The following is a 20,409-nucleotide window of genomic DNA, read 5'->3' as shown; positions in this document are numbered from 1 at the left end:
CCGCGCCCAGCAAAAAGCCCGGTTCGACCGGGCTTTTTCTTGTCTGCGTGCGGCACGCGTTGGCGCGACGTCAGGGCGGGTCTTGCCGTGGCGGCCGCGCAGGCTTCTGCAGCAGCGTGTTGACCAGGTCGGCCACGTCAGAGGTCTTGAGCACCGCCGCGATCACGGCCGTGGCCGAGAGCAGCCGCCAGGGCCGCACGAGCACCAGCAGCGAGCCCGTGGCGGCCGCGGCGGCCATGAGCTTGACGGGCTCGGTGCGAGCGTAGTGTTCGAGCAGGGGGCGGGCCAGCTGGCCGGCCGCGTGCGCGGGATGGCGACGCCACCAGCGCTGCACCACGCCGCGGGCCATCGCGCTCCAGACGTTGTGGCGGCGCCCGGGCGAGGCGGGCGGCGCATCACCCGCGTCGGTGTGTGCGTATTCGAGATCGTCGTCGGTGTCACCGGCAGCCAAGACGCGATGGGGCGCCGGTGCGTCCGGCTCGCCGCCGTTCAGTTGCCGCACGAGTGCGCGGCGCGACAGGGCCAGCCGCTGTTGCGGCGTGAGTTGCGGTGCGCCAGGGCGGCGGGGATCAGGGCTGCTCATGGCGGGCTCCGGCGGCATGCAGCGCGTCGAGGTCCGCGGCCAGCTGGGCGCGCAGATCGTCGAAGCCGTAGTTCGGACTCGGGCGGGTGGCGATCCAGGTGCAGATCGCCGCGATGACCACCGCCACGGCAGGCACGGCCACCAGCACCCAGTGGAAGCTGCCGTGCAGCACGCCGAGCAGCACGGCCACGCCGATCAGCCCGAGGGCAAGCACGGCGGTGGCCACGGCCAGGACGCCCGCGACCAGTCGGGCAACCAGGCCGCGTCCCGCCACGGCACTCTCCTGCCGGGCAAGGGCCGCGTAGTTGGCGATGTGATCGGCAATGAGCTCCGGGTGCCCGAGCACCGTCGAGAAGATCGGATGAAGCATGTGCGAGGGGGTCGGGCGGGTCGGTCGGTCAGTGGCGATGCAACGGATCAGTAGTCGTCGCGGTTGCGGCGGCTGGCCAGCACGATCAGCGCCGTGATGGCGGCGCCGGCAGCGGCGGCCAGCAGCACCGAGCGCACGGGCTGGTCGGAGATGTAGCGGCCGGTCACGTCGGCGGCCTGTTCGATGCGGCGGTGCGCGCGGGCGCTGGTGGTCGAGGCGGCGTCGAGGCCGCGCTGCACGGCTTGCTGCACGCGTGCGGCCAACTGCTCGACACCCGGTTCGGCGTCGCGGCGCAGTTCGCGGACCTTTTCGCCCGCCGCATTCACCGCGTTCTGAGCGTAGGCGCGGGTGGTTTCGGCCGCTTCCTGGGCGGTCTGGCGCACGTCGTCGGCGAGTTGCGAAGGGGTCTTGGTCGTGTTCATGGGAGAGTCCTTTCCGGGAAGATGAAATGCGGGAGCCTGTGGATCGTAACTACGCTACTTGCGTCGTAGCAAGCCGGCCAGGAAGCTGGCGATGGCGAGCACGGCAAAGATGATGAAAAGGACCTTGGCGATCCCCACCGCGCTGGCGGCAATGCCACCGAAGCCGAACACGGCAGCGATGAGTGCGATGACCAGAAATACCACGGCGTAGTGCAGCATGCGGAACTCCTTCGAGGCTTCCCTCTTTGTGGTTTGAAACCATGCATCCGGGCGCATCGCTGAAGACGCGGCCCGGTGCCGGATGACACAGGACCCACCTTAAGGGCAGGGCCGCATCGGCCCTGTCAGCGACCGGGGCGGGGGTGCGTAGGAGGCGACCGAGTCGCCGCAGGCCCGGGGCGTGAAGAAATGCCAGCGCCTGCGTCAGGCACCGCGCGACGCGGGGGTGTCGGGGCTCGCCGTCGTGCCGGCCTGCGGCGCCGGCTTCACCACCGGCAGCATCGCGGTGAGCCGCGTGCCCTGGCCGGGCGCCGAGGTGATGGTGAGCTTGCCGCGCGCCGCCTCGACCCGGTGGCGCATGCCCGCCAGGCCGTGCGTCGACGGACGCATGCGCTGCGCGTCGAAGCCCTTGCCGTTGTCGGCCACCTCCACGATCACGTGGTTGGCGTAGTTCTTCAGCACGATGGTGGCTTCGCTGGCCTCGGCGTACTTGCCGATGTTGGTCAGGCTCTCCTGCACCATGCGGTAGATCGTGAGCTGGCGCGACTCGTCCATGGTCACCGGTTCCAGCGCCATCTCGATCTCCAGCCCCGAGCGCTCTCCGAACTCGCGCCCCAGGATTTCCAGCGAGGCGACCAGCCCGAGGTTGGAGAGCGACGAAGGCCGCAGGTCCTCGATGATGCGGCGCTTCAGCGCGATGCCGCTGTTGAGCAGCTCGGTCAGATGCTGCAGCCGCTGGATCGCGTCGGGCGAGTCGGCCAGGCGCGACTTCAGCCGCGCCACGTCGAGCTTGGCGGCCGTGAGCAGCGAGCCCAGTTCGTCGTGCAGTTCGCGCGCCAGGTAGCCGCGCTCGGTCTCGCGCACGTCCTGCAGGTGGGTGGCGAGCTCGGCCAGCGAGGCGGTGCGCTCGCGCACCTCGTCCTCGAGCGCGTTGCGTTCGCGTTGCAGCGCTTCCTGCTGGCGCTCGCCCACGGAGCGCAGCGCGTGCGTCTGGCGCAGGTACAGGAAGAAGGCGATCAGCGCCGCGAGCGCCACGATGCCGGTGCCGACGCGCGCCAGCTGCAGCGACTTCATCACCTGCAGCTGGCCGGCCTGCAGCGTCGCGTTGCTGGTCTTCACCAGCTCGTTGGCCGTGGCGCGGATGGCTTCCATCTCCTCGCGGCCGACGTCGGTGGTCATGACGAACTTCCAGGCGTCCTCGTTGCCCTCGTGGCGCAGCCGCACGCTCATGTCCATCTCGGCGATCTTGCGCAGCACGTGCTTGGACAGCTCGGACAGCTGGGTGCGCTCGGCCGGGCGTTCGGCGTACAGCTGGCGCAGCGTGGCCAGGTTGCCGTCCACCTGCTTGACCGCGATGTCGTAGGGCTGGCGGTAGGCGGCTTCGCCCGTGAGCAGGAAGCCGCGCTGGCCGGTTTCGGCGTCCAGCATGTTCTGCAGGATCTGGTTGAGCGTGCCGCGGATCTGCTGCGCCTCGTCGATGTCCGCCAGGGCGCGGCTCGATTGCCGGTATCCTGCCTCGTTGATGCCCACGAGGGCCAGTGCGGCCAGCGCCGCGAGCAACAGGCTCACGGCCATTTTTTGGGGGGCTAACCAGTGCATGACACCCTTAGGGTCGCATTCAATGCAACTTCGTGAATAATTGATAACAATCAGGGACCGGCATGCTGCGGCTTCCAAAGCTGCGGCACAACGACGAAAGTAACAGATGATCAAAATTGGAATTGTGGACGACCACGCCATCGTGCGATCGGGCCTCCGGCAGTTCTTCTCCGAGCACGTGGACCTGCGCGTGGCGGGCGAGGCAGCGAGCGGCCGTGAAGCCATCGAGCTGGTACGCACCACCGAACTGGACGTGCTGGTGATGGATCTCTCCATGCCGGGACAAAGTGGTATCGATGCACTCGCCATGATCCGCGCCAAGGCGCCGGACGTGGGCATCCTGATCCTCAGCGGCTACCCCGAGGAGCACTACGCGATGAACCTGATCCGTCAGGGCGCCAGCGGCTACCTCAACAAGGAGTGCGATCCGATCGAGATCGTGAACGCCATTCGCACCATCTCGCTGGGCCGGCGCTACATCACGCCCGCTGTGGCCGAACTGCTGGCCCGCCAGCTCGACCGCAAGGACGACGCCGCGCCGCACGAGCAGCTCTCGGAGCGCGAGTTCCAGGTCTTCCTGAAGCTGGCCAAGGGCGAGACCGCCGGCGACATCGCCAAGACGCTGTCGCTGTCGGTGAAGACGGTGAGCACCTACCGCACGCGGCTGATGGAGAAGATGAACCTGTCCTCCAACAGCGACCTGACCTACTACGCGCTGAAGAACAAGCTCATCGATTGAGCTGCGTCTAGGCATCGCCGGGTGCGGACCGCAGCGCGGCGGCCTGGCGGATGCAGAAGTCGACCAGTGCGTCGATCTCGTTCGACTTGTCGAACACCGCGTCGACCCCGAACTCGGCGCAGCGGCGCCGGATGTCGGGCGTCGCATAGTTGCTGAGCACCACCACCTTCTGGCCGGGCTTGCGCGACTGGCAGGCCTGAAGGATGCCCAGGCCACTCCCCTGCTTGAGAAAGAGATCGACGATGGCCAGGTGCCACTCGTCGGCATGGTCGTGCAGCCAGTCGCGCGCGTGCTGCTCGGTTTCCGCAAAGCCCACGACCGTGGTGCAGGTGAGCTCTTCCAGAGTGCCGATGAGGTTTTCACGGATCGTGGGGTTGTCTTCGACAACGTAGGTCTGCAATCTGGAATCCATGCCGAACCGCGCTTCCTCTGAGGTGGGCAGGTGCTCGTGTCCAAGCGCCCTGCGGAGGAGAGAGCCTGCCCATGGACATTGAGGCTTTCCCGCAGCGGATCATGCAGGGTTCAAGGGCCGCGCGTTGTAGGCGGGTTCTGACGCATGTGCAGGCGGCTGTCTCCACGCCGCCTCGCGCCCGCCCGTAGGCCAAGCCGCACGGGGTCTGCGGCCCGCCGCCGACCCGGTTCGGGCGCGCATCCGGGTAAGAATCGACCATGGCAACCCAATCCCTTCGCACCCGGCCGCGCTGGCAGAAGCTGCTGGCGGCCTTCGTGCTGCTGGTCGCCGTCCTGCTGACCGCCTTCGCGCTCCTCGTGGCCTTCTTCCCGTGGGACACGCTGCGCGAGCCGCTCAACCGCTTCGTGAGCGAGAAGACCGGGCGCAAGTTCGAGATCACCCGCCGGCTCGACGTGGACCTGGGCTGGAAGGCCGCCACCATCCACTTCGATGGCATTGAATTCGCCAACCCCGACTGGGCGCGCGATCCCTACCTGGTGAAGGCCGAGCGCGCGAGCTTCGAGATCCGCCTGTGGCCGCTGATCGACAAGCGGGTGGTCATTCCGAGCCTGGCGCTGACCGCGCCCACCGTCGGCTTGCAGATGGAATCCGATGGGCGCCGCACCTGGGCCTTCGGCAAGGACACCTCCGACACCGGCACCGTGCCCACCATCGGCCTGATCCAGGTCGACAAGGGCGCCGTCGACTTTCTGGCCCAGCACCTGGGCGTCGACGTGCACGCCGATCTGGACTACGACAGCAACCGCGGCGAGCTGCCGCTGCACTACCGGATCAAGGGCCGCTACAAGGGCCAGCCGCTCACGGCCGACGGGCGCACCGGCAACGTGCTGCAGATCAACGCCGCGGGTGCGCCGCCGTTCCCGCTGGAGATCAACGCCGCCGCCGGCCAGACCCGGCTCAAGGCCAATGGCACGGTGGCCCAGCTCGCGGGCTTCGACGGCATCGACGCCACGTTCCAGATCAAGGGCCAGACGCTGAGCGCGCTGTACCCGCTGCTGGGCATCGTGCTGCCGCAGACCCCGCCTTATGCGCTGAGCGGCGGGCTGCGCAAGCGCGGCAAGCTCTGGGAGGCGGCGGGGCTCAACGGCCGGCTGGGCCTGTCGGACATCGGCGGCGACATGGCCTTCGACCAGGCCGGCAAGGTGCCGCGCCTGTCGGGTACGCTGCGATCGCGCGTCATGGACATGGACGACCTCGGCCCGCTGATCGGCCTGCCGCCCACGGCGCGTTCCGCCAACGCGGTGGAGGGCGTGGCGCCGGTCGCCTCGGCCCAGCCCAAGCGACCGCCCGGCGGCAAGGTGCTGCCCACCACGCCCTTCGACTTCGGTCGGCTGCACGCCATGAACGCCGATGTGGCCTACACGGCCGAGCGCATCCGCAACGTGCGCGAAGTGCCGCTGGACCGCGGCAGCGTCAAGATCCGGCTGACCGACGGCGTGCTGTCGCTCGACCCGCTGGACCTGGGCGTGGCCAACGGCAAGCTCGTGGGCGCGATCCGCATCGACGCCACGAAGACGCCGGCCGACATCCGCGCCTCGCTCGACGTGCGCGGCCTGCGGCTGGCCCGGCTCATTCCCAAGCTCGAGAACTCGGGCAACAGCGTCGGCCGGCTCGACGGGCGCATCAACCTGTCGGGCGCCGGCAATTCGGTAGCCAGCTGGCTCGGCGGCGCGTCGGGCGACATGGCGGTGCTGTCGGGGCGCGGCCAGTTCGGCAACCTGATGCCCGTGTTCGCGACGCTGGTGGGCGGCGACATCCTGAAGTTCCTGCTGCGCGGCGACCGCGACGTCGAGCTGCGCTGCGCGGCGCTGGCCTTCGACGTGAACAAGGGCGTGATGAACGGGCGCACGCTGGTGCTGGACACCACCAACGCCGTCTTTACCGCCACCGGCCAGGCCAACCTCGCGACCGAGTCGCTGGACTTCGTGATCCGCCCCGAGCCCAAGAGCGCCAGCTTCCTGTCGCTGCGTACGCCATTGGTCGTGAGCGGCACCTTCGGTGCGCCCAAGGGCGGCGTCGAGATCGGGCCGCTGGCCGGCCGTGGCCTGGCGGCGCTGGCGCTGGGCGCCATCAACCCGCTGCTGGCGCTGGCCGCGACCATCGAGACCGGCCCCGGCGAGAACGCCGACTGCACGGGCGTGCTGGCGGTGGCGAACCGGCCCACGGCCGGGGCGGCGTCACGCGGCGCCGCGCGGGCCAAGGGCGCACGCCAGCCTTAATGAGGGAAAGAAGAGGGCTGGCAGGCGCTCAGGCGCCGGCCTGGGGCCGCTGCGCGCAGACGCTGCAGTGCGGGTCGCGCGAGACGCGCAGCGTGTCGAAGCTGGTGCTGCGCCCATCGAACATCAGCAGCTTGCCCGCCAGCGACGGCCCGATGCCGGCCAGCAGCTTGAGCGTCTCGCTGGCCTGCAGCGTGCCGATGGTGCCGACCACCGGGCCGAACACGCCGAGCACCGCGCAGCGCGTTTCCTCGAAGCTGGCCTCGGGCGGGAACAGGCAGGCGTAGCAGGGGCAGGTGGCGTCGCGCGTGTCGTACACGCTCAGCTGGCCGTCGAAACGGATCGCCGCGCCCGCCACCAGCGGCCTGGCGTGCGCCACGCAGGCGCGGTTCACGGCCTGCCGGGTGGCGAAGTTGTCGCAGCAGTCGACCACCACGTCGGCCTCAGCCACGAGCCGCGACAGCAGCGCCTCGTCGGCGCGCACGGCGTGGGTTTCGATGGCGATGCCGGGGTTGATGTCGCGCATGGCCTGCGCGGCGGATGCGACCTTGGACTGGCCCACCCGCGCATGCGTGTGGGCGACCTGCCGCTGGAGGTTGGTGAGATCGACCTCGTCGTCGTCGACCAGCACGATGTGGCCGACCCCCGCTGCCGCGAGGTACAGGGCCACCGGCGAGCCCAGCCCGCCGGCGCCGATGACGAGCACCCGCCCGGCACTGACGCGCGCCTGGCCGTCGATGCCGAATTCTTCGAGGAGGATGTGCCGCGAATAGCGCAGCAGGTCGTGATCGTCCATGCGCGCCTGCCTGGGCCTGTGCGGGGGGGGGGGGGACGCCGGAGGCGCGAACCGCACGGTGCGTGCGGCCCGCTCGCCGGGATCAGTTTTCCTTCTTCTCGTCCTTGTTGTCGACGATGACCTGCGTCTTGCTGACGAGCACCGGCTGGCCCTTCAGGCGGTTGAGCGCCTGCACCAGCGGGAAGTCCTTGTCGGTGCCGAACTCGGGCACCTTGCGGTCCTGCGGCGGCTTCTTGGCTTCTTCCTCGAGGCGCTTGCGGGCTTCGTCGCGGGCCTTTTCACGCTCGGGGTCTTTGACCTCGGGGCCCTGGCCGCTGGCCAGGTGCTTCTCGAGGTCGGCCTCGCGCATGCGCAGGGCGGCGAAGGGGCTGCCCTCGGCGCTTTCGTCGACCAGCACGTTGGGCACGATGCCCTTGGCCTGGATCGAGGTGCCGCTGGGGGTGTAGTAGCGCGCGGTGGTGATCTTCAGGCCGGTGTCCGGGCCGAGCGGGCGCACGGTCTGCACCGAGCCCTTGCCGAAGGTCTGGCTGCCCATGATGGTGGCGCGCTTGTGGTCTTGCAGCGCGCCGGCCACGATCTCGCTGGCCGAGGCCGAGCCTTCGTTCACCAGCACCACCAGCGGCACGTTCTTGAGCGCTGCCGGCAGGTTGCGCAGCGGGTCGCTGCCCGAACGGCGCTGGTAGTACTCGGGCGCCGCCTTGTAGATCGACTTGCTTTCGGCCAGCTGGCCGTCGGTGGTGACCACCGTGACGTTCTCGGGCAGGAAGGCCGCCGACACCGCCACGGCCGCGTCGAGCAGGCCGCCCGGGTCGTTGCGCAGGTCGAGCACCAGGCCCTTGAGGTTCGGGTCTTCCTTGTAGAGCTCCTCGATCTTCTTGACGAAGTCGTCGACCGTGCGCTCCTGGAACTGCGACAGGCGGATCCAGCCGTAGCCCGGCTCGATCATCTTGCCGCGCACCGACTGGGTACGGATTTCCTCGCGCGTGATCGTGACCGGGAAGGTGCGGCTCTCGTCCTTGCGGAAGATGGTCAGCAGCACCTTGGTGTTGGCCTCGCCGCGCATGCGCTTGACGGCTTCGTTCAGCGACAGGCCGCGCACGGCCGTGTCGTCGATCTTGGTGATCAGGTCGTTCGGCTTCAAGCCGGCGCGGAAGGCCGGCGAGCCCTCGATGGGGGAGACGACCTTGATGAGGCCGTCTTCCTGCGAGATCTCGATGCCCACGCCGACGAAGCGGCCCGTGGTGCCCTCGCGAAATTCCTTGAAGGACTTCTTGTCGAAGTACTGCGAATGCGGATCGAGCCCGGCGACCATGCCCGAGATGGCGTCCGAGATGAGTTTCTTCTCGTCGACCGCCTCGACATAGTCGCTCTTGACCATCCCGAAGACGGCCGCGAGCTGCTGCAACTCCTCGAGCGGGAGCGGCGCGAGCGAACCCCGCGCGACCGTCTGCAGCGAGACGGTGGTCAGGACGCCAGCAACGGCGCCGGCGGCGACCCAGCCGGTGATCTTCAGTTTCTGGCCCATCATGAGTGAAATGTCCTGTATGTCGACGGCTGTCGAACCAATATACACAGCTTGGAAGCAAATTGCCTGCCGGGGTTCCACGGAGGAACCGGCAGGCGGGGTTTTCTTCTTTTGCTTACGTCTTCAGCCCTTGCCCTGCGACGCCACCGCGGCGGCGGCCTTTTCGGCGGCCGCGGCATCGCCCAGGTAGTAGTGGCGCAGGGGCTTGAGGTCGTCGTCCAGCTCGTACACGAGCGGGATGCCGTTCGGGATGTTCAGGCCGACGATGGCGTCGTCCGAGATGCCGTCCAGGTACTTCACCAGCGCGCGGATCGAATTGCCGTGCGCGGCCACGACCAGGCGGCGGCCGGTGCGGATGGCCGGGGCCATCGACTCGTTCCAGAACGGCAGCACGCGCGCCACCGTGTCCTTCAGGCATTCGGTCAGCGGGATCTGCTCGGGCGACAGCTTGGCGTAGCGCACGTCGGAGCGCTCGCTGCGCGGGTCGTCGGCTTCCAGCGGCGGCGGCGGGGTGCTGTAGCTGCGGCGCCAGACCAGCACCTGCTCGTCGCCATACTTCTTGGCCGTTTCGGCCTTGTTCAGGCCCTGCAGGCCGCCGTAGTGGCGTTCGTTCAGGCGCCAGGAGTGCACCACGGGCAGCCAGGTGCGGTCGAGTTCGTCGAGCGTGTGCCAGAGGGTGCGGGTGGCGCGCTTGAGCACGCTGGTGTAGGCCACGTCGAAGTCGTAGCCCTCGGCCTTGAGCAGCCGGCCGGCCTGCTTGGCCTGCTCGACGCCGGTTTCGGTCAGGTCGACGTCGGTCCAGCCGGTGAAGCGGTTTTCGAGGTTCCAGGTCGATTCGCCGTGGCGGATCAGTACCAGTTTGTGCATGTCGGAGGCCTTTGGCAGCGCGTGGGAAAACCAGCATTCTAAAATCCCGGGTTTGCCATCCAAGGAACCCCCGTGAAATTGATCGAATTCGTCACCGCGAACTGGATGCTGATCCTGATGGCGCTCACCTCGGGCGGCATGCTGGCCTGGCCGATGCTCCGGGGTGCGGGCGGCGGCACGCTCACGGCCCAGGGCGCCGTGCAGCTCATCAACCGCGAACGCGCGGTGCTGGTCGACGTGCGCGAACCCGAAGAGTTCGCGACCGGCCACATGATCGGCGCCAAGAACGTGCCCCTGAACCTGCTGGACGAAAAGCTGGCCAGCACGGTCAAGAACAAGAACGTGCCGCTGCTGCTGGTGTGCGCCACCGGCGCCCGTGCCCAGCGCGCCGTGGCCACGGCCAAGAAGCTCGGCTACGAGCAGGCCCAAGCCGTCGCTGGCGGGCTCAAGGCCTGGAAAGAGGCCAACCTGCCGGTTGAAAAAGCCTGATTCTTCCCAAGGTAGAGCGCATGCAAGCCGTCAAGATGTACACCACCGCCGTCTGCCCGTACTGCACGCGTGCAAAGCAGATCCTCAAGGCCAAAGGCGTCGAGCAGATCGAAGAGATCCGCATCGACACCGACCCGCAAGCCCGCACCACCATGATGGAGATCACCCAGCGCCGCACGGTGCCGCAGATCTTCATCGGCGATACCCACGTGGGCGGCTGCGACGACCTCATGGCCCTGGACAGCCGCGGCGGCCTGGTCCCGCTGCTGCAAGGCGCCTGAAGCTCCGCGCGGCCGGGCGTCACGAAAGTGCGCGGGCCGTCGGGCGATAATCGTTTGTTCCCTCATCTGCAGCCCGCTGCGGGACCCTCTCCCCGGCGGGCATTGTTTTGATCCTCGAAAGTTCAGCCATGGCCGACCAGCAAGCCCAAGATCCCGTGTTCCAGATCCAGCGCGTCTACCTCAAGGACCTGTCGCTCGAACAACCCAACTCGCCCGCGATCCTGCTGGAGCAGACGCAGCCCACCGTCGACATCCAGCTCGGCGTGGACGCCCAGCCCGTGGCCGACGGCATCTTCGAGATCACCGTGTCGGCCACCGTGCAGACCAAGATCGAAGACCGCACCGTGTTCCTGGTCGAAGCCAAGCAAGCCGGCATCTTCGAGATCCGCAACCTGCCGGAAGACCAGATGGGCCCGATCCTGGGCATCGCCTGCCCGCAGATCGTCTACCCGTACCTGCGCGGCAACGTGGCCGACGTGATCCAGCGCGGCGGCTTCCCGCCCGTGCACCTGGCCGAAATCAACTTCCAGGCCATGTACGAGCAGCAGCAAGCCCAGGCCGCCGGCCAGGCTGCCCCCACCCTGGCCCAGTAAACCGGCCGCACGACGCCGCCAGCGCACGATGAAGATCTGCGTTCATGGCGCCGGTGCCTGGGGCACGGCCGTCGCAGTCAACGCGGCGGCCCGCCACGAGGTCACGCTGTGGGCGCGCGACGCCGCCCAGGCCGACGCCATGTCGGCCGCGCGTGAAAACACCCGCTACCTTCCCGGGCTGGCCCTGCCGGCCTCGCTGACCGTGCGCGCGGGCGACATCGCCCAGGCGCAGGCCGGGGCCGACCTCGTCATCGTGGCCACGCCCATGGCCGCCCTGCGCGAGCAGCTGATCGCCCTGCGCGGCACCACCGCCCAGGTGGCGTGGCTGTGCAAGGGCGTCGAGCCCGCGCTCGATGCCTCTCCCACCACCTACGGCCTGCTCGCCCACGAGATCTGGGCCCAGGTCGCCCCCGAACTGAAGGCGGGCGTGCTCAGCGGCCCCAGCTTTGCGCAGGAGGTCGCCGAAGGGCGTCCGACCGCGCTGGTGGCCGCCAGCCCGCACGCCGGCGTGCGCGATGCGCTGGTCGACGCCTTCCACGGCCCGGCCCTGCGCGTATACGCCAACGACGACATCGTCGGCGTCGAAGTCGGCGGTGCCGTCAAGAACGTGCTCGCCATCGCCACCGGGCTGTGCGACGGCCTCGCGCTCGGGCTCAACGCCCGCGCGGCGCTGATCACCCGCGGCCTGGCCGAAATGACCCGTTTCGGCCTGGCGCTCGGCGCCCGCGCCGACACCTTCATGGGCCTGTCGGGCCTGGGCGACCTCGTGCTGACCGCCACCGGCGACCTGTCGCGCAACCGCAAGGTCGGGCTGCTGCTGGCCCAGGGCCGCACGCTCGCGCAGGCCGTCGATTCGCTGGGCCACGTGGCCGAGGGCGTGTACTGCGCCCGCACCGTGGTGCAGCGCGCGCGCGGCCTGGGCATCGAGATGCCCATCGCCGAAGGCGTGGTCGCGCTGCTCGATGGCCAGGTGAGCCCGCGCGACGCCGTCGCGGCGCTGACCGGGCGCGACCCGGTGCCCGAGTCGGTGCAGCCGCCCGCCGGCCCGGCCTCGCGCCATTCCTCCTGAAGAAGATTAGAGATTCCAGAGACATGAGCCCTCGCTTTGATTTCTCGGCGTCGGCCGTCGCCGCGCTGGCCGAGTCCGACGTCGCCCGCGCCCTGCAGGAAGACGTCGCCGACGGCGACCTGACCGCCTCGCTGGTCGACGCCTCCCGCACCGCCCATGCCCGCGTGCTCGCGCGCGAAACCTCCGTGGTGTGCGGCGCGCCCTGGGTCGAGGCCACTGTGCGGCGGCTCGATCCACAGGCGCGCATCACCTGGCTGTGCGGCGAGGGCCAGCGCTGCGCCGCCGACCAGCCCGTGCTCGAAATCGAAGGCGGCGCCCGCGCGCTGCTGACGGCCGAGCGCACCGCGCTCAACTTCCTGCAGCTGCTGAGCGCCGTCGCCACCAAGACCGCGCTGTACGCAGACGCCGTGAAGGGCACCCGTGCCCGCATCGTCGACACCCGCAAGACCCTGCCGGGCCTGCGCCTGGCGCAGAAGTACGCGGTGCGCACCGGCGGCGGGCTGAACCACCGCATCGGCCTGTACGACGCGGTGCTCATCAAGGAAAACCACATCGCCGCGGCCGGTGGCGTGGCCGCCGCCTTGCGTGCGGTGGCGCCCGTGGCCGCGCAGGCCGCTTTTGTCGAGGTCGAGGTCGAGACCCTGGCCCAGCTGCAGGAAGCGCTGGACGCCGGCGCCCGCATGGTGCTGCTCGACAACATGGACCTGCCCACGCTGCGCGAGGCCGTGCGCCTGAACGACGCCGTGGGCGACGATCGCAAGGCCGTGCTCGAGATTTCGGGCGGCGTCACGCTCGACGGCCTGCGCGCCCTGGCCGAGACCGGTGTCGACCGGATCTCGATCGGCGCGTTGACCAAGGACGTGAAGGCCATCGACTACTCGATGCGCTTCCTGACCCACTGAACCGCCATGACGACCGCTTCCGTCATCGATGTCGACTACGAACAGCCCGCGCAAGGCGCGGTCTGCGACACGCGCCACGCCTGGGCCCGCGTGCCCCCCGAGCCTTCGCCCGACGAGCGCGTCGCGCTGAAGGAGCGCATCCGCCGCCTGCTGCGCGAGCGCAACGCGGTGATGGTGTCGCACTTCTACGTGCACCCCGACCTGCAAGATTTGGCCGAGGAAACCGGCGGCATCGTGAGCGATTCGCTCGAGATGGCGCGCTTCGGCCGCGACCATGCCGCCACCACGCTGGTGGTGTCGGGCGTGCGCTTCATGGGCGAGACCTCGAAGATCCTTTCGCCCGAAAAGCGCGTGCTGATGCCCGACCTGGACGCCAACTGCTCGCTCGACCTGGGCTGCCCGGTCGACGAATTCAGCGCCTTCTGCGACCAGCATCCCGACCGCACCGTGGTGGTCTACGCCAACACCAGCGCGGCCGTGAAGGCGCGCGCCGACTGGCTCGTCACCTCCAGCTGCGCGCTTGACGTGGTGAACGCGCTGCACGCGGCCGGCCAGAAGATCCTCTGGGGCCCCGACCGCCACCTGGGCGACTACATCCGCCGCCAGACCGGCGCCGACATGGTCAGCTGGAACGGCGCCTGCATCGTGCACGACGAATTCAAGGCGCTCGAACTCGAGCTGCTCATGAAGGAGCACCCGAAGGCCAAGGTGCTGGTGCACCCCGAGTCGCCCTCGGACGTGATCGCGCTCGCGCACGCGGTGGGCTCCACCTCGGCCATCCTGAACGCGGCGCAGCGCTTCGACGCGACCGAGTTCATCGTCGCAACCGACACCGGCATGCTGCACAAGCTGCGCACGCTGAACCCCGGCAAGACCTTCATCGAAGCGCCCACGGCGGGCAACGGCGGCACCTGCAAGAGCTGCGCGCACTGCCCGTGGATGGCGATGAACGGGCTCGTGGAACTGGCGAACGCGCTGGAGACCGGCGCGGGCGAGATCCACGTCGACCCGGCACTGGGCGTGCGCGCGCGCGTGCCGATCGACCGCATGCTGGCGTTCACCGCCGGGCTGAAGAACGGCCAGGCGCCGGGCAGCCTGGTGGCCGGCATCGGCGCCGCCTGACCGGCGGCTAGAACTCCACCGTACAGCTGTCGCCGAGCGCCTCGCGCCACACGCGCACGCGCGCCAGCGACGGCCGCAGGTCGGGCAGTGCGTCGGCGATGAACACGCACAGGTTCTCCAGGGTCGGCGGATGCAGCCCCGGCACGTCGTCCAGCAGGTGGTGGTCGAGCTGCTCGCGCACGTCTTCGAGCCGGCGGCGCAGCAGGCCCAGGTCGATCACCATGCCCGTCACCGGGTCGCGCTCGCCTGCCAGCCACACCTCCGCGTGGTAGGTGTGGCCGTGAATGCGGCGGCTGCCTTCGACCTCGATCTCGCGTTTGAGCGTGTGGGCGGCGTCGAAGAAGAAGCGTTGGCTGATGGTGAAGCGCATCGTCAAAAAAAGAAACTCGGAAATAAAGGGGCCGCGCGTCAGCGGATGCCCGTGATCTTGTGGGTCTGCACGCTCAGGCGCCACACCGGCTGCTTCATGCATTCGGCGATGCACAGCTCGGTGTTGGCGAGCCGGTCGGGCCCGTCCATCGGCTGCAGGAAGCGGTGCGTGAATTCGCCCGTGCGTGCCATCGCATCGAGGTCGATGCCGGCCTGCGGCCACACCAGCTTCAGCTCCTGGCCGCGCTGCTGCACCCAGGGCGCGCCGGCCTTGGGGCTGATGCACAGCCAGTCGATGCCCGCGGGCGCGGTGACCGTGCCGTTGCTCTCGACCGCGATGCGGAAGTGCCGCGCGTGCAGCGCGTCGACCAGCGCCGCATCGACCTGCAGCAGCGGCTCGCCGCCGGTGAGCACGACCAGCCGGTGCGCGGTGTCGCCGGCGGGCCATTGCGCGGCGATGGTGTCGGCGAGCAGGTCGGCGTTCTTGAACTTGCCGCCCAGCGTGCCGTCGGTGCCGACGAAGTCGGTGTCGCAGAAACGGCAGACAGCCGTGTCGCGGTCTTCCTCGCGGCCGGTCCAGAGGTTGCAGCCGGCGAAGCGGCAGAACACGGCCGGCATGCCGGCCTGGCCGCCTTCGCCCTGCAGCGTGTAGAAGATTTCCTTGACGCTGTAAGTCATGTCGCGAGCGGGGTGTCGATTTCGAGGTTGTCGATGAGCCGCGTGCTGCCCAGCCGCGCGGCGGCCAGGGCCACGAGCGCATCGCCGGGTTGTGGCGCCTGCAGGTCGGCGCGGCGGCGCAGCACCACGTAGTCGGGCTGCCAGCCGCGCTGCGCGAGCGACTGCATGGCGCGCGCCTCGAGGGCGACCACGTCGCGCTCGCCGGCGCGCACGGCTTCTGCCATGTCTCGCAGCGCCTTCGACAGCTGCACGGCCTCGGCGCGCTCGGTGGCGCTCAGGTAGCCGTTGCGCGACGAGAGCGCCAGGCCGTCGTCGGCGCGGAAGGTCTCGCCGCCCACGATCTCGATGGGCAGCGCGAACTGCCGCACCATGTGGCGGATCATCATGAGCTGTTGGTAGTCCTTCTTGCCGAACACGGCCACGCGCGGCTGCACGCACTGGAACAGCTTCATCACCACCGTGCACACGCCGATGAAGAAGCCGGGGCGAAAGTGCCCTTCGAGCAGGTCGGCCAGCGCCGGGTCGGGATGCACCTTGCAGGTCTGGGGCTCGGGGTAGAGTGCCTTCTCGTCGGGCGCGAACAGCACGTCGCAGCCGGCGGCGCGCAGCTTCTCGCAGTCGCTGTCCCAGGTGCGCGGGTAGGTGTCGAAGTCTTCGTGCGGCAGGAACTGCAGGCGGTTCACGAAGATGCTGGCCACGGTGGCGTCGCCCAGCGGCTTGGCCTGGCGCACGAGCGCGAGGTGGCCCTCGTGCAGGTTGCCCATGGTGGGCACGAAGGCGGGACGCTGGCTGGAAGATAGGTGCTGGCGCAGTTCGTCGATGGTCTTGGCGATGTACATGGTCGGTGTCCTTCTGTGCTTACCAGGCGTGGAGGCGGTCGTCGGGGAAGCTGCCGTTCTTCACGGCCTGCACGTAGGCCTGCAGCGCGGGCAGCACGCCCGGCGCGTCGGCCATGAAGTTGCGCACGAACTTCGGCATCTTCCCGAGGTTGATGCCCAGCATGTCGTGCAGCACGAGCACCTGGCCCGCGGTGCCCTTGCCGGCGCCGATGCCGATGGTGGCGCAGTGTTTCAGCTCCGTGGTGAGTTCGGCGGCCAGCGCGGCCGGCACCATCTCGAGCACCAGCATGGCGGCGCCCGCGTCCTGCAGCGCGTGGGCCTGCTGCTTGAGCAGCGCGCCAGCGGTGTCGCCCTTGCCCTGCACGCGGTAGCCGCCGAGCGCATGCACGGTCTGCGGCGTCAGGCCCAGGTGGGCGCACACGGGAATGCCGCGCTCGACCAGGAAGCGCACCGTTTCGGTGGTCCAGCCGCCGCCTTCGAGCTTGACCATGTGCGCACCGGCCTGCATCAGCACGGTGGCGCTGGCCAGAGCCTGTTCGCGCGACTCCTGGTAGCTGCCGAAGGGCAGGTCGGCGATGAGCCAGGTCGTGCCCTGCACGCGGCGCAGGCCGCGCGAGACGCTGTCGGTGTGATAGCGCATCGCTTCCAGGCTCACGCCCACGGTGCTGTTCAGGCCCTGGCAGACCATGCCCAGCGAGTCGCCGACCAGCAGGCAGTCGATGCCGGCCGCGTCGGCCATGGCCGCGAAGGTGGCGTCGTAGGCGGTGAGCATGGCGATCTTCTCGCCGCGCGCATGCATGTCGGCCAGCCGCGGCAGGCTCACGGGCTTGCGCTGCGCCAGGGGCGAGGCGGGCGGCAGCGTGCCGTAGGGCGAGGCGGGCGGGGCTTCGGACGGTGGGGTGGGTGAGGTAGGGGTGTTCGACATGGTTGGCTTTCTCCCTGCGGGCGTCGGTGGCCGGGCATCCTGAGGGTGATCGAAAGGTGACGAAGGGTGGGCTCAGTCGACCGGCGGCACCAGCACGGTGGGTGCGGTGGGCTCGGCCAGCGAAGGGTAATCGCGACTGAAATGCAGGCCACGGCTCTCGTGGCGGGCCTGCGCGGAACGCACGATCAGCTCGGCCACCTGCACCAGGTTGCGCAGTTCGAGCAGGTCGCGCGTGACGTGGAAGTTCGCGTAGAACTCCTGGATCTCGGCCTGCAGCAGCGCGATGCGGTGGCTCGCACGCTCCAGGCGCTTGTTGGTGCGCACGATGCCGACGTAATCCCACATGAAGCGGCGCAGCTCGTCCCAGTTGTGGGAGATGACCACGGCTTCGTCGGCGTCGGTGACGCGGCTTTCGTCCCAGGCGGGCAGCGCGGCGCGCTCGCGCGACGGCGCCTGCGCGATGGCGTCGGCCGCGGCGCGCGCGAACACCATGCACTCGACCAGCGAGTTGCTGGCCAGCCGGTTGGCGCCGTGCAGGCCGGTGCAGGCGGTTTCGCCGATGGCGTACAGGCCCGGGATGTCGGTGCGTCCGGCCAGGTCGCTGAGCACGCCGCCGCAGGTGTAGTGCGCGGCGGGCACCACGGGAATCGGCTCGCGCGTGATGTCGATGCCCAGCTCCAGGCAGCGTGCCAGGATGTTGGGGAAGTGTTCCTTCAGGAACGCGGGCGGCTGGTGCGAGATGTCGAGGTACACGCAGTCCAGGCCGTGCTTCTTCATCTCGAAGTCGATGGCGCGGGCCACCACGTCGCGCGGCGCCAGTTCGGCGCGCTCGTCGTGCTTCGGCATGAAGCGCGTGCCGTCGGGCAATTTGAGCAAGCCGCCTTCGCCGCGCACCGCTTCGCTGATCAGGAACGACTTGGCATGCGGGTGGTACAGGCAGGTCGGGTGGAACTGGATGAACTCCAGGTTCGACACCCGGCAGCCCGCGCGCCAGGCGGCGGCAATGCCGTCGCCGGTGGCGGTGTCGGGGTTGGTGGTGTACAGGTACACCTTGCCCGCGCCGCCCGTGGCCAGGATGGTGTGCGGCGCGCGGAAGGCCAGCACCTCGTCGGTCTCGTCGTCCAGCGCGTACAGGCCCTGGCAGGACGGGTCGGCCAGCCCGAGCTTGGTGCCGGTGACCAGGTCGACCAAGGTGTGGTGCTCGAACAGCGTGATGTTCGGCGTGCGGCGCACGCGCTCGATCAGCACCTGCTGCACGGCCGCGCCGGTGGCGTCGGTCACGTGCACGATGCGGCGCTGGCTGTGGCCGCCTTCGCGCGTCAGGTGCAGGTCGCCGCCTTCTTCCGAGAAGGGCACGCCCAGTTCGCGCAGCCAGCCGATGGCCTGCGGCGCGCCTTCGACCACGAAGCGCGTGGCCTCGGGGTCGCACAGGCCGGCGCCGGCCACCAGCGTGTCTTCCACGTGGGCGTCGAAGCTGTCGCCCGCCGCCAGCACGGCCGCGATGCCGCCCTGGGCCCAGGCGCTGGAGCCGTCGTTCAGCGCGCGCTTGGTGAGCACGGCCACGCGGTGCGTGGGGGCCAGGTGCAGCGCGGCGGAGAGGCCTGCGAGGCCGCTGCCGACAATGAGGACATCGAAGTCGCGAACGGCGGAAGTCACAGGGGTGGGAACCGGTTGGGTCAGGCCGGCGAGTAGGCCAGTCGGACGTAAATAGGGGCGAAGGCCTCGGCCTGCGTGATGTCGATCAGCGTCTCCTTCGCGAGCTCGAGCATCGCGATGAAGGTGACGATCAGCACCGGCACGCCGCGCGAGACGTCGAAGAGCTTCTCGAACTCGACGAAGCGCTGGCCCTGCAGGTGGCGCAGCACGATGCTCATGTGCTCGCGCACGTTGAGCTCTTCGCGCGAGATCTTGTGGTGTTGCACGAGCTTGGCGCGCTTCATGATGTCGGCCCAGGCGTCGCGCAGCTCGACCACGTCGACGTCGGGAAAGCGCGGCTTGATCGACTGCTCGATGTAGACCTGGGCCTTCCAGAAGTCGCGCCCGTAGGTCGGCAGCGCGCTGATGGCGGCGGCCTGCAGCTTGGTCTGCTCGTACTCCATGAGCCGGCGAACCAGCTCGGCGCGCGGGTCTTCGGCCTCTTCGCCGTCGGCCACCTTCTTGGGCGGCAGCAGCATGCGCGACTTGATCTCGATCAGCATCGCGGCCATCAGCAGGTACTCGGCCGCGAGCTCGAGGTTGGTCTGGCGGATCTCGTCGACGTAGCTCAGGTACTGCCGCGTCAGGCCCGCCATCGGGATGTCGAGGATGTTGAAGTTCTGCTTGCGGATCAGGTACAGCAACAGGTCCAGCGGGCCCTCGAAGGCCTCCAGGAAAACCTGCAGCGCCTCGGGCGGGATGTACAGGTCCTTCGGCATCGCGAACAGCGGCTCGCCGTAGAGCCGGGCCAGGGCGACCTGGTCGACGACCTCGGGCATGCTGGCCACGATCGTGCCGTTGTCCTCGTCTGCGCTCATGAGGAAGTTGCTATCAACTTAATAGCTGTGCGCGCAGGCTGGGCGGCGGGATGCCGGGTGGGCACCATTCACTTGGGTTGGGTCTGGTAGACGTACGGCTGCATCGGCACGCGCGCTTCGCTGTACTCCTCGAGCAGGCTGCGGTCGAGGTGCTTGTCCCACAGCAGGGCGCGGCCGGCGCGCTGTTCGGCCTCGAGCGTCGGCTTCTTTTGCTTCATCTCCTCGATGAAGTTCGTGATCTCGGAGGTGTAGTGGGGGCGGCGGAAGATGGACATAGACTGGACCTTTATCGCTCGAATTTTACCGGGGACGGCATGCAACGATTTCAGAAGGGCCGGATCGGCCTCGTGGCAGGACTGCTGGCGGCGCTGATCGGGCTCGCGGGCTGCGATCCGCAGCGCATCAGCGAGCTCGAAGAGGGCGTCTCGACCGAGGCCGACGTGCGTGCGCGTTTCGGCGAACCCGAGAACGTCTGGGACGTGCCCAACGGCCGCGTGCTGGAGTTCAACCGCCAGCCGCAGGGCCAGAAGAACTACATGATCACCATCGGCGCCGACGGCAAGATGAGTGCGCTGCGCCAGGTGCTCACGCCCGAGAACTTCGCCAAGGTGCAGCCCGGCATGATGATGGAAGACCTGCGCAAGCTGCTGGGCAAGCCGGCGAAGGTCACGCCCTACGCGCTCAAGCGCGAGACCGAATGGGAATGGCGCTGGGTGCAGCCGCCGAATTCGTCGATGGTCTTCACCGCCACGCTGAACGACGACCAGCGCGTGGTGCGCAGCGGGTCGTCGCCCGACCGGGGCACCGAAGCGCCGTAATAG

At 69.1% G+C, this 20,409-nt stretch carries 25 protein-coding genes; 9 read left to right on the top strand and 16 right to left on the bottom strand.

All coding sequences use genetic code 11. The features are described from left to right. Positions 1-70: 70 nt before the first annotated feature. The 5 genes from AC1RAA_RS13890 to AC1RAA_RS13870 form a co-directional block, all read right to left on the bottom strand. On the bottom strand, positions 71-583 hold the full coding sequence (locus AC1RAA_RS13890) for a hypothetical protein (protein WP_492728688.1): 513 nt from the start codon (positions 581-583) through the stop codon (positions 71-73). Then, positions 570-953 carry a hypothetical protein gene (locus AC1RAA_RS13885; RefSeq protein WP_492728690.1) on the bottom strand — a complete coding sequence of 128 codons (384 nt, stop codon included), beginning with the start codon at positions 951-953 and terminating at the stop codon, positions 570-572. Before AC1RAA_RS13885 ends, AC1RAA_RS13890 begins: the two co-directional genes overlap by 14 nt. 47 nt (positions 954-1,000) lie before the next feature. Then, positions 1,001-1,375 carry a hypothetical protein gene (locus tag AC1RAA_RS13880; protein ID WP_062477074.1) on the bottom strand — a complete coding sequence of 125 codons (375 nt, stop codon included), beginning with the start codon at positions 1,373-1,375 and terminating at the stop codon, positions 1,001-1,003. A gap of 54 nt (positions 1,376-1,429) precedes the next feature. Continuing rightward, entirely contained in the window at positions 1,430-1,594 is a 165-nt protein-coding gene (locus AC1RAA_RS13875) for a DUF1328 domain-containing protein (RefSeq protein WP_070063586.1), read from the bottom strand. Positions 1,595-1,798: 204 nt separating this feature from the next. Continuing rightward, entirely contained in the window at positions 1,799-3,169 is a 1,371-nt protein-coding gene (locus tag AC1RAA_RS13870; RefSeq protein ID WP_492728693.1) for a CHASE3 domain-containing protein, read from the bottom strand. A gap of 130 nt (positions 3,170-3,299) precedes the next feature. On the opposite strand from AC1RAA_RS13870, the gene AC1RAA_RS13865 reads away from it, so the two are divergent. Further along, positions 3,300-3,932: a response regulator gene (locus tag AC1RAA_RS13865; RefSeq protein WP_007837167.1), complete on the top strand. Its 633-nt coding sequence runs from the start codon at positions 3,300-3,302 to the stop codon at positions 3,930-3,932. Between the two features lie 7 nt (positions 3,933-3,939). Here AC1RAA_RS13865 and AC1RAA_RS13860 read toward each other — a convergent pair whose 3' ends face one another. Next, positions 3,940-4,344 (bottom strand): response regulator, encoded by a 405-nt coding sequence (locus tag AC1RAA_RS13860; protein ID WP_062477080.1) that lies wholly within the window; start codon positions 4,342-4,344, stop codon positions 3,940-3,942. Positions 4,345-4,601: 257 nt separating this feature from the next. On the opposite strand from AC1RAA_RS13860, the gene AC1RAA_RS13855 reads away from it, so the two are divergent. Continuing rightward, entirely contained in the window at positions 4,602-6,623 is a 2,022-nt protein-coding gene (locus tag AC1RAA_RS13855; protein WP_492728696.1) for an AsmA family protein, read from the top strand. A 28-nt stretch (positions 6,624-6,651) separates the two neighbouring features. Here AC1RAA_RS13855 and AC1RAA_RS13850 read toward each other — a convergent pair whose 3' ends face one another. The 3 genes from AC1RAA_RS13850 to gpmA all read right to left on the bottom strand — a co-directional run bounded on the left by AC1RAA_RS13850 (position 6,652) and on the right by gpmA (position 9,808). Next, positions 6,652-7,416, bottom strand: a complete 765-nt coding sequence (locus AC1RAA_RS13850; RefSeq protein ID WP_492728698.1) for a HesA/MoeB/ThiF family protein — start codon at positions 7,414-7,416, stop codon at positions 6,652-6,654. 82 nt (positions 7,417-7,498) lie between these two features. Next, on the bottom strand, positions 7,499-8,941 hold the full coding sequence (locus AC1RAA_RS13845; protein ID WP_062477129.1) for a S41 family peptidase: 1,443 nt from the start codon (positions 8,939-8,941) through the stop codon (positions 7,499-7,501). 123 nt (positions 8,942-9,064) lie between these two features. Next, positions 9,065-9,808: a 2,3-diphosphoglycerate-dependent phosphoglycerate mutase gene (gpmA, locus tag AC1RAA_RS13840; protein WP_013543140.1), complete on the bottom strand. Its 744-nt coding sequence runs from the start codon at positions 9,806-9,808 to the stop codon at positions 9,065-9,067. Between the two features lie 105 nt (positions 9,809-9,913). On the opposite strand from gpmA, the gene AC1RAA_RS13835 reads away from it, so the two are divergent. The 6 genes from AC1RAA_RS13835 (at position 9,914) to nadA (ending at position 14,264) form a co-directional block, all read left to right on the top strand. Next, on the top strand, positions 9,914-10,297 hold the full coding sequence (locus AC1RAA_RS13835; RefSeq protein ID WP_370681259.1) for a rhodanese-like domain-containing protein: 384 nt from the start codon (positions 9,914-9,916) through the stop codon (positions 10,295-10,297). Between the two features lie 20 nt (positions 10,298-10,317). After that, positions 10,318-10,578, top strand: coding sequence for a glutaredoxin 3 (gene grxC, locus AC1RAA_RS13830; protein ID WP_062477087.1), 261 nt, complete (start codon positions 10,318-10,320; stop codon positions 10,576-10,578). A 128-nt stretch (positions 10,579-10,706) separates the two neighbouring features. Beyond that, positions 10,707-11,171: a protein-export chaperone SecB gene (gene secB, locus AC1RAA_RS13825; RefSeq protein ID WP_056578332.1), complete on the top strand. Its 465-nt coding sequence runs from the start codon at positions 10,707-10,709 to the stop codon at positions 11,169-11,171. Positions 11,172-11,199: 28 nt separating this feature from the next. Beyond that, on the top strand, positions 11,200-12,240 hold the full coding sequence (locus AC1RAA_RS13820) for an NAD(P)H-dependent glycerol-3-phosphate dehydrogenase (protein ID WP_492728700.1): 1,041 nt from the start codon (positions 11,200-11,202) through the stop codon (positions 12,238-12,240). Between the two features lie 23 nt (positions 12,241-12,263). Continuing rightward, complete coding sequence (gene nadC / locus AC1RAA_RS13815) at positions 12,264-13,142, top strand: carboxylating nicotinate-nucleotide diphosphorylase (RefSeq protein WP_492728702.1); 879 nt, start codon at positions 12,264-12,266, stop codon at positions 13,140-13,142. A gap of 6 nt (positions 13,143-13,148) precedes the next feature. Then, a complete protein-coding gene (nadA, locus tag AC1RAA_RS13810; protein WP_492728704.1) occupies positions 13,149-14,264 on the top strand; it encodes a quinolinate synthase NadA in 1,116 nt (371 codons plus the stop codon). A 7-nt stretch (positions 14,265-14,271) separates the two neighbouring features. On the opposite strand, the gene AC1RAA_RS13805 is transcribed toward nadA, so the two are convergent. The 7 genes from AC1RAA_RS13805 to AC1RAA_RS13775 form a co-directional block, all read right to left on the bottom strand. Further along, the gene (locus AC1RAA_RS13805) at positions 14,272-14,634 is read right to left on the bottom strand and encodes a 6-carboxytetrahydropterin synthase (RefSeq protein ID WP_062477101.1); all 363 of its coding nucleotides are present in this window, start codon (positions 14,632-14,634) and stop codon (positions 14,272-14,274) included. Between the two features lie 38 nt (positions 14,635-14,672). Beyond that, positions 14,673-15,311: a 7-carboxy-7-deazaguanine synthase gene (gene queE / locus AC1RAA_RS13800; protein WP_492728706.1), complete on the bottom strand. Its 639-nt coding sequence runs from the start codon at positions 15,309-15,311 to the stop codon at positions 14,673-14,675. Next, positions 15,308-16,150 (bottom strand): pantoate--beta-alanine ligase, encoded by an 843-nt coding sequence (gene panC, locus AC1RAA_RS13795; protein WP_492728709.1) that lies wholly within the window; start codon positions 16,148-16,150, stop codon positions 15,308-15,310. The genes queE and panC overlap by 4 nt, the downstream gene beginning before the upstream one ends. Before the next feature lie 19 nt (positions 16,151-16,169). Beyond that, a complete protein-coding gene (panB, locus tag AC1RAA_RS13790; RefSeq protein WP_492728711.1) occupies positions 16,170-17,075 on the bottom strand; it encodes a 3-methyl-2-oxobutanoate hydroxymethyltransferase in 906 nt (301 codons plus the stop codon). 72 nt (positions 17,076-17,147) lie between these two features. Continuing rightward, positions 17,148-18,731: an L-aspartate oxidase gene (gene nadB, locus AC1RAA_RS13785; RefSeq protein ID WP_062477111.1), complete on the bottom strand. Its 1,584-nt coding sequence runs from the start codon at positions 18,729-18,731 to the stop codon at positions 17,148-17,150. Between the two features lie 20 nt (positions 18,732-18,751). After that, positions 18,752-19,588: a segregation and condensation protein A gene (locus AC1RAA_RS13780; protein ID WP_056578351.1), complete on the bottom strand. Its 837-nt coding sequence runs from the start codon at positions 19,586-19,588 to the stop codon at positions 18,752-18,754. 68 nt (positions 19,589-19,656) lie between these two features. Further along, complete coding sequence (locus AC1RAA_RS13775; protein WP_062477114.1) at positions 19,657-19,863, bottom strand: DUF3460 family protein; 207 nt, start codon at positions 19,861-19,863, stop codon at positions 19,657-19,659. 39 nt (positions 19,864-19,902) lie between these two features. Between AC1RAA_RS13775 and AC1RAA_RS13770 the strand changes: the two genes are divergently transcribed. Continuing rightward, complete coding sequence (locus AC1RAA_RS13770; RefSeq protein WP_062477116.1) at positions 19,903-20,406, top strand: hypothetical protein; 504 nt, start codon at positions 19,903-19,905, stop codon at positions 20,404-20,406. Positions 20,407-20,409 lie beyond the last annotated feature (3 nt).

This window comes from Variovorax sp. GW823-FHT04F07 (genome assembly GCF_058795995.1).
This window is presented reverse-complemented; position numbering and strand designations above follow the sequence as displayed.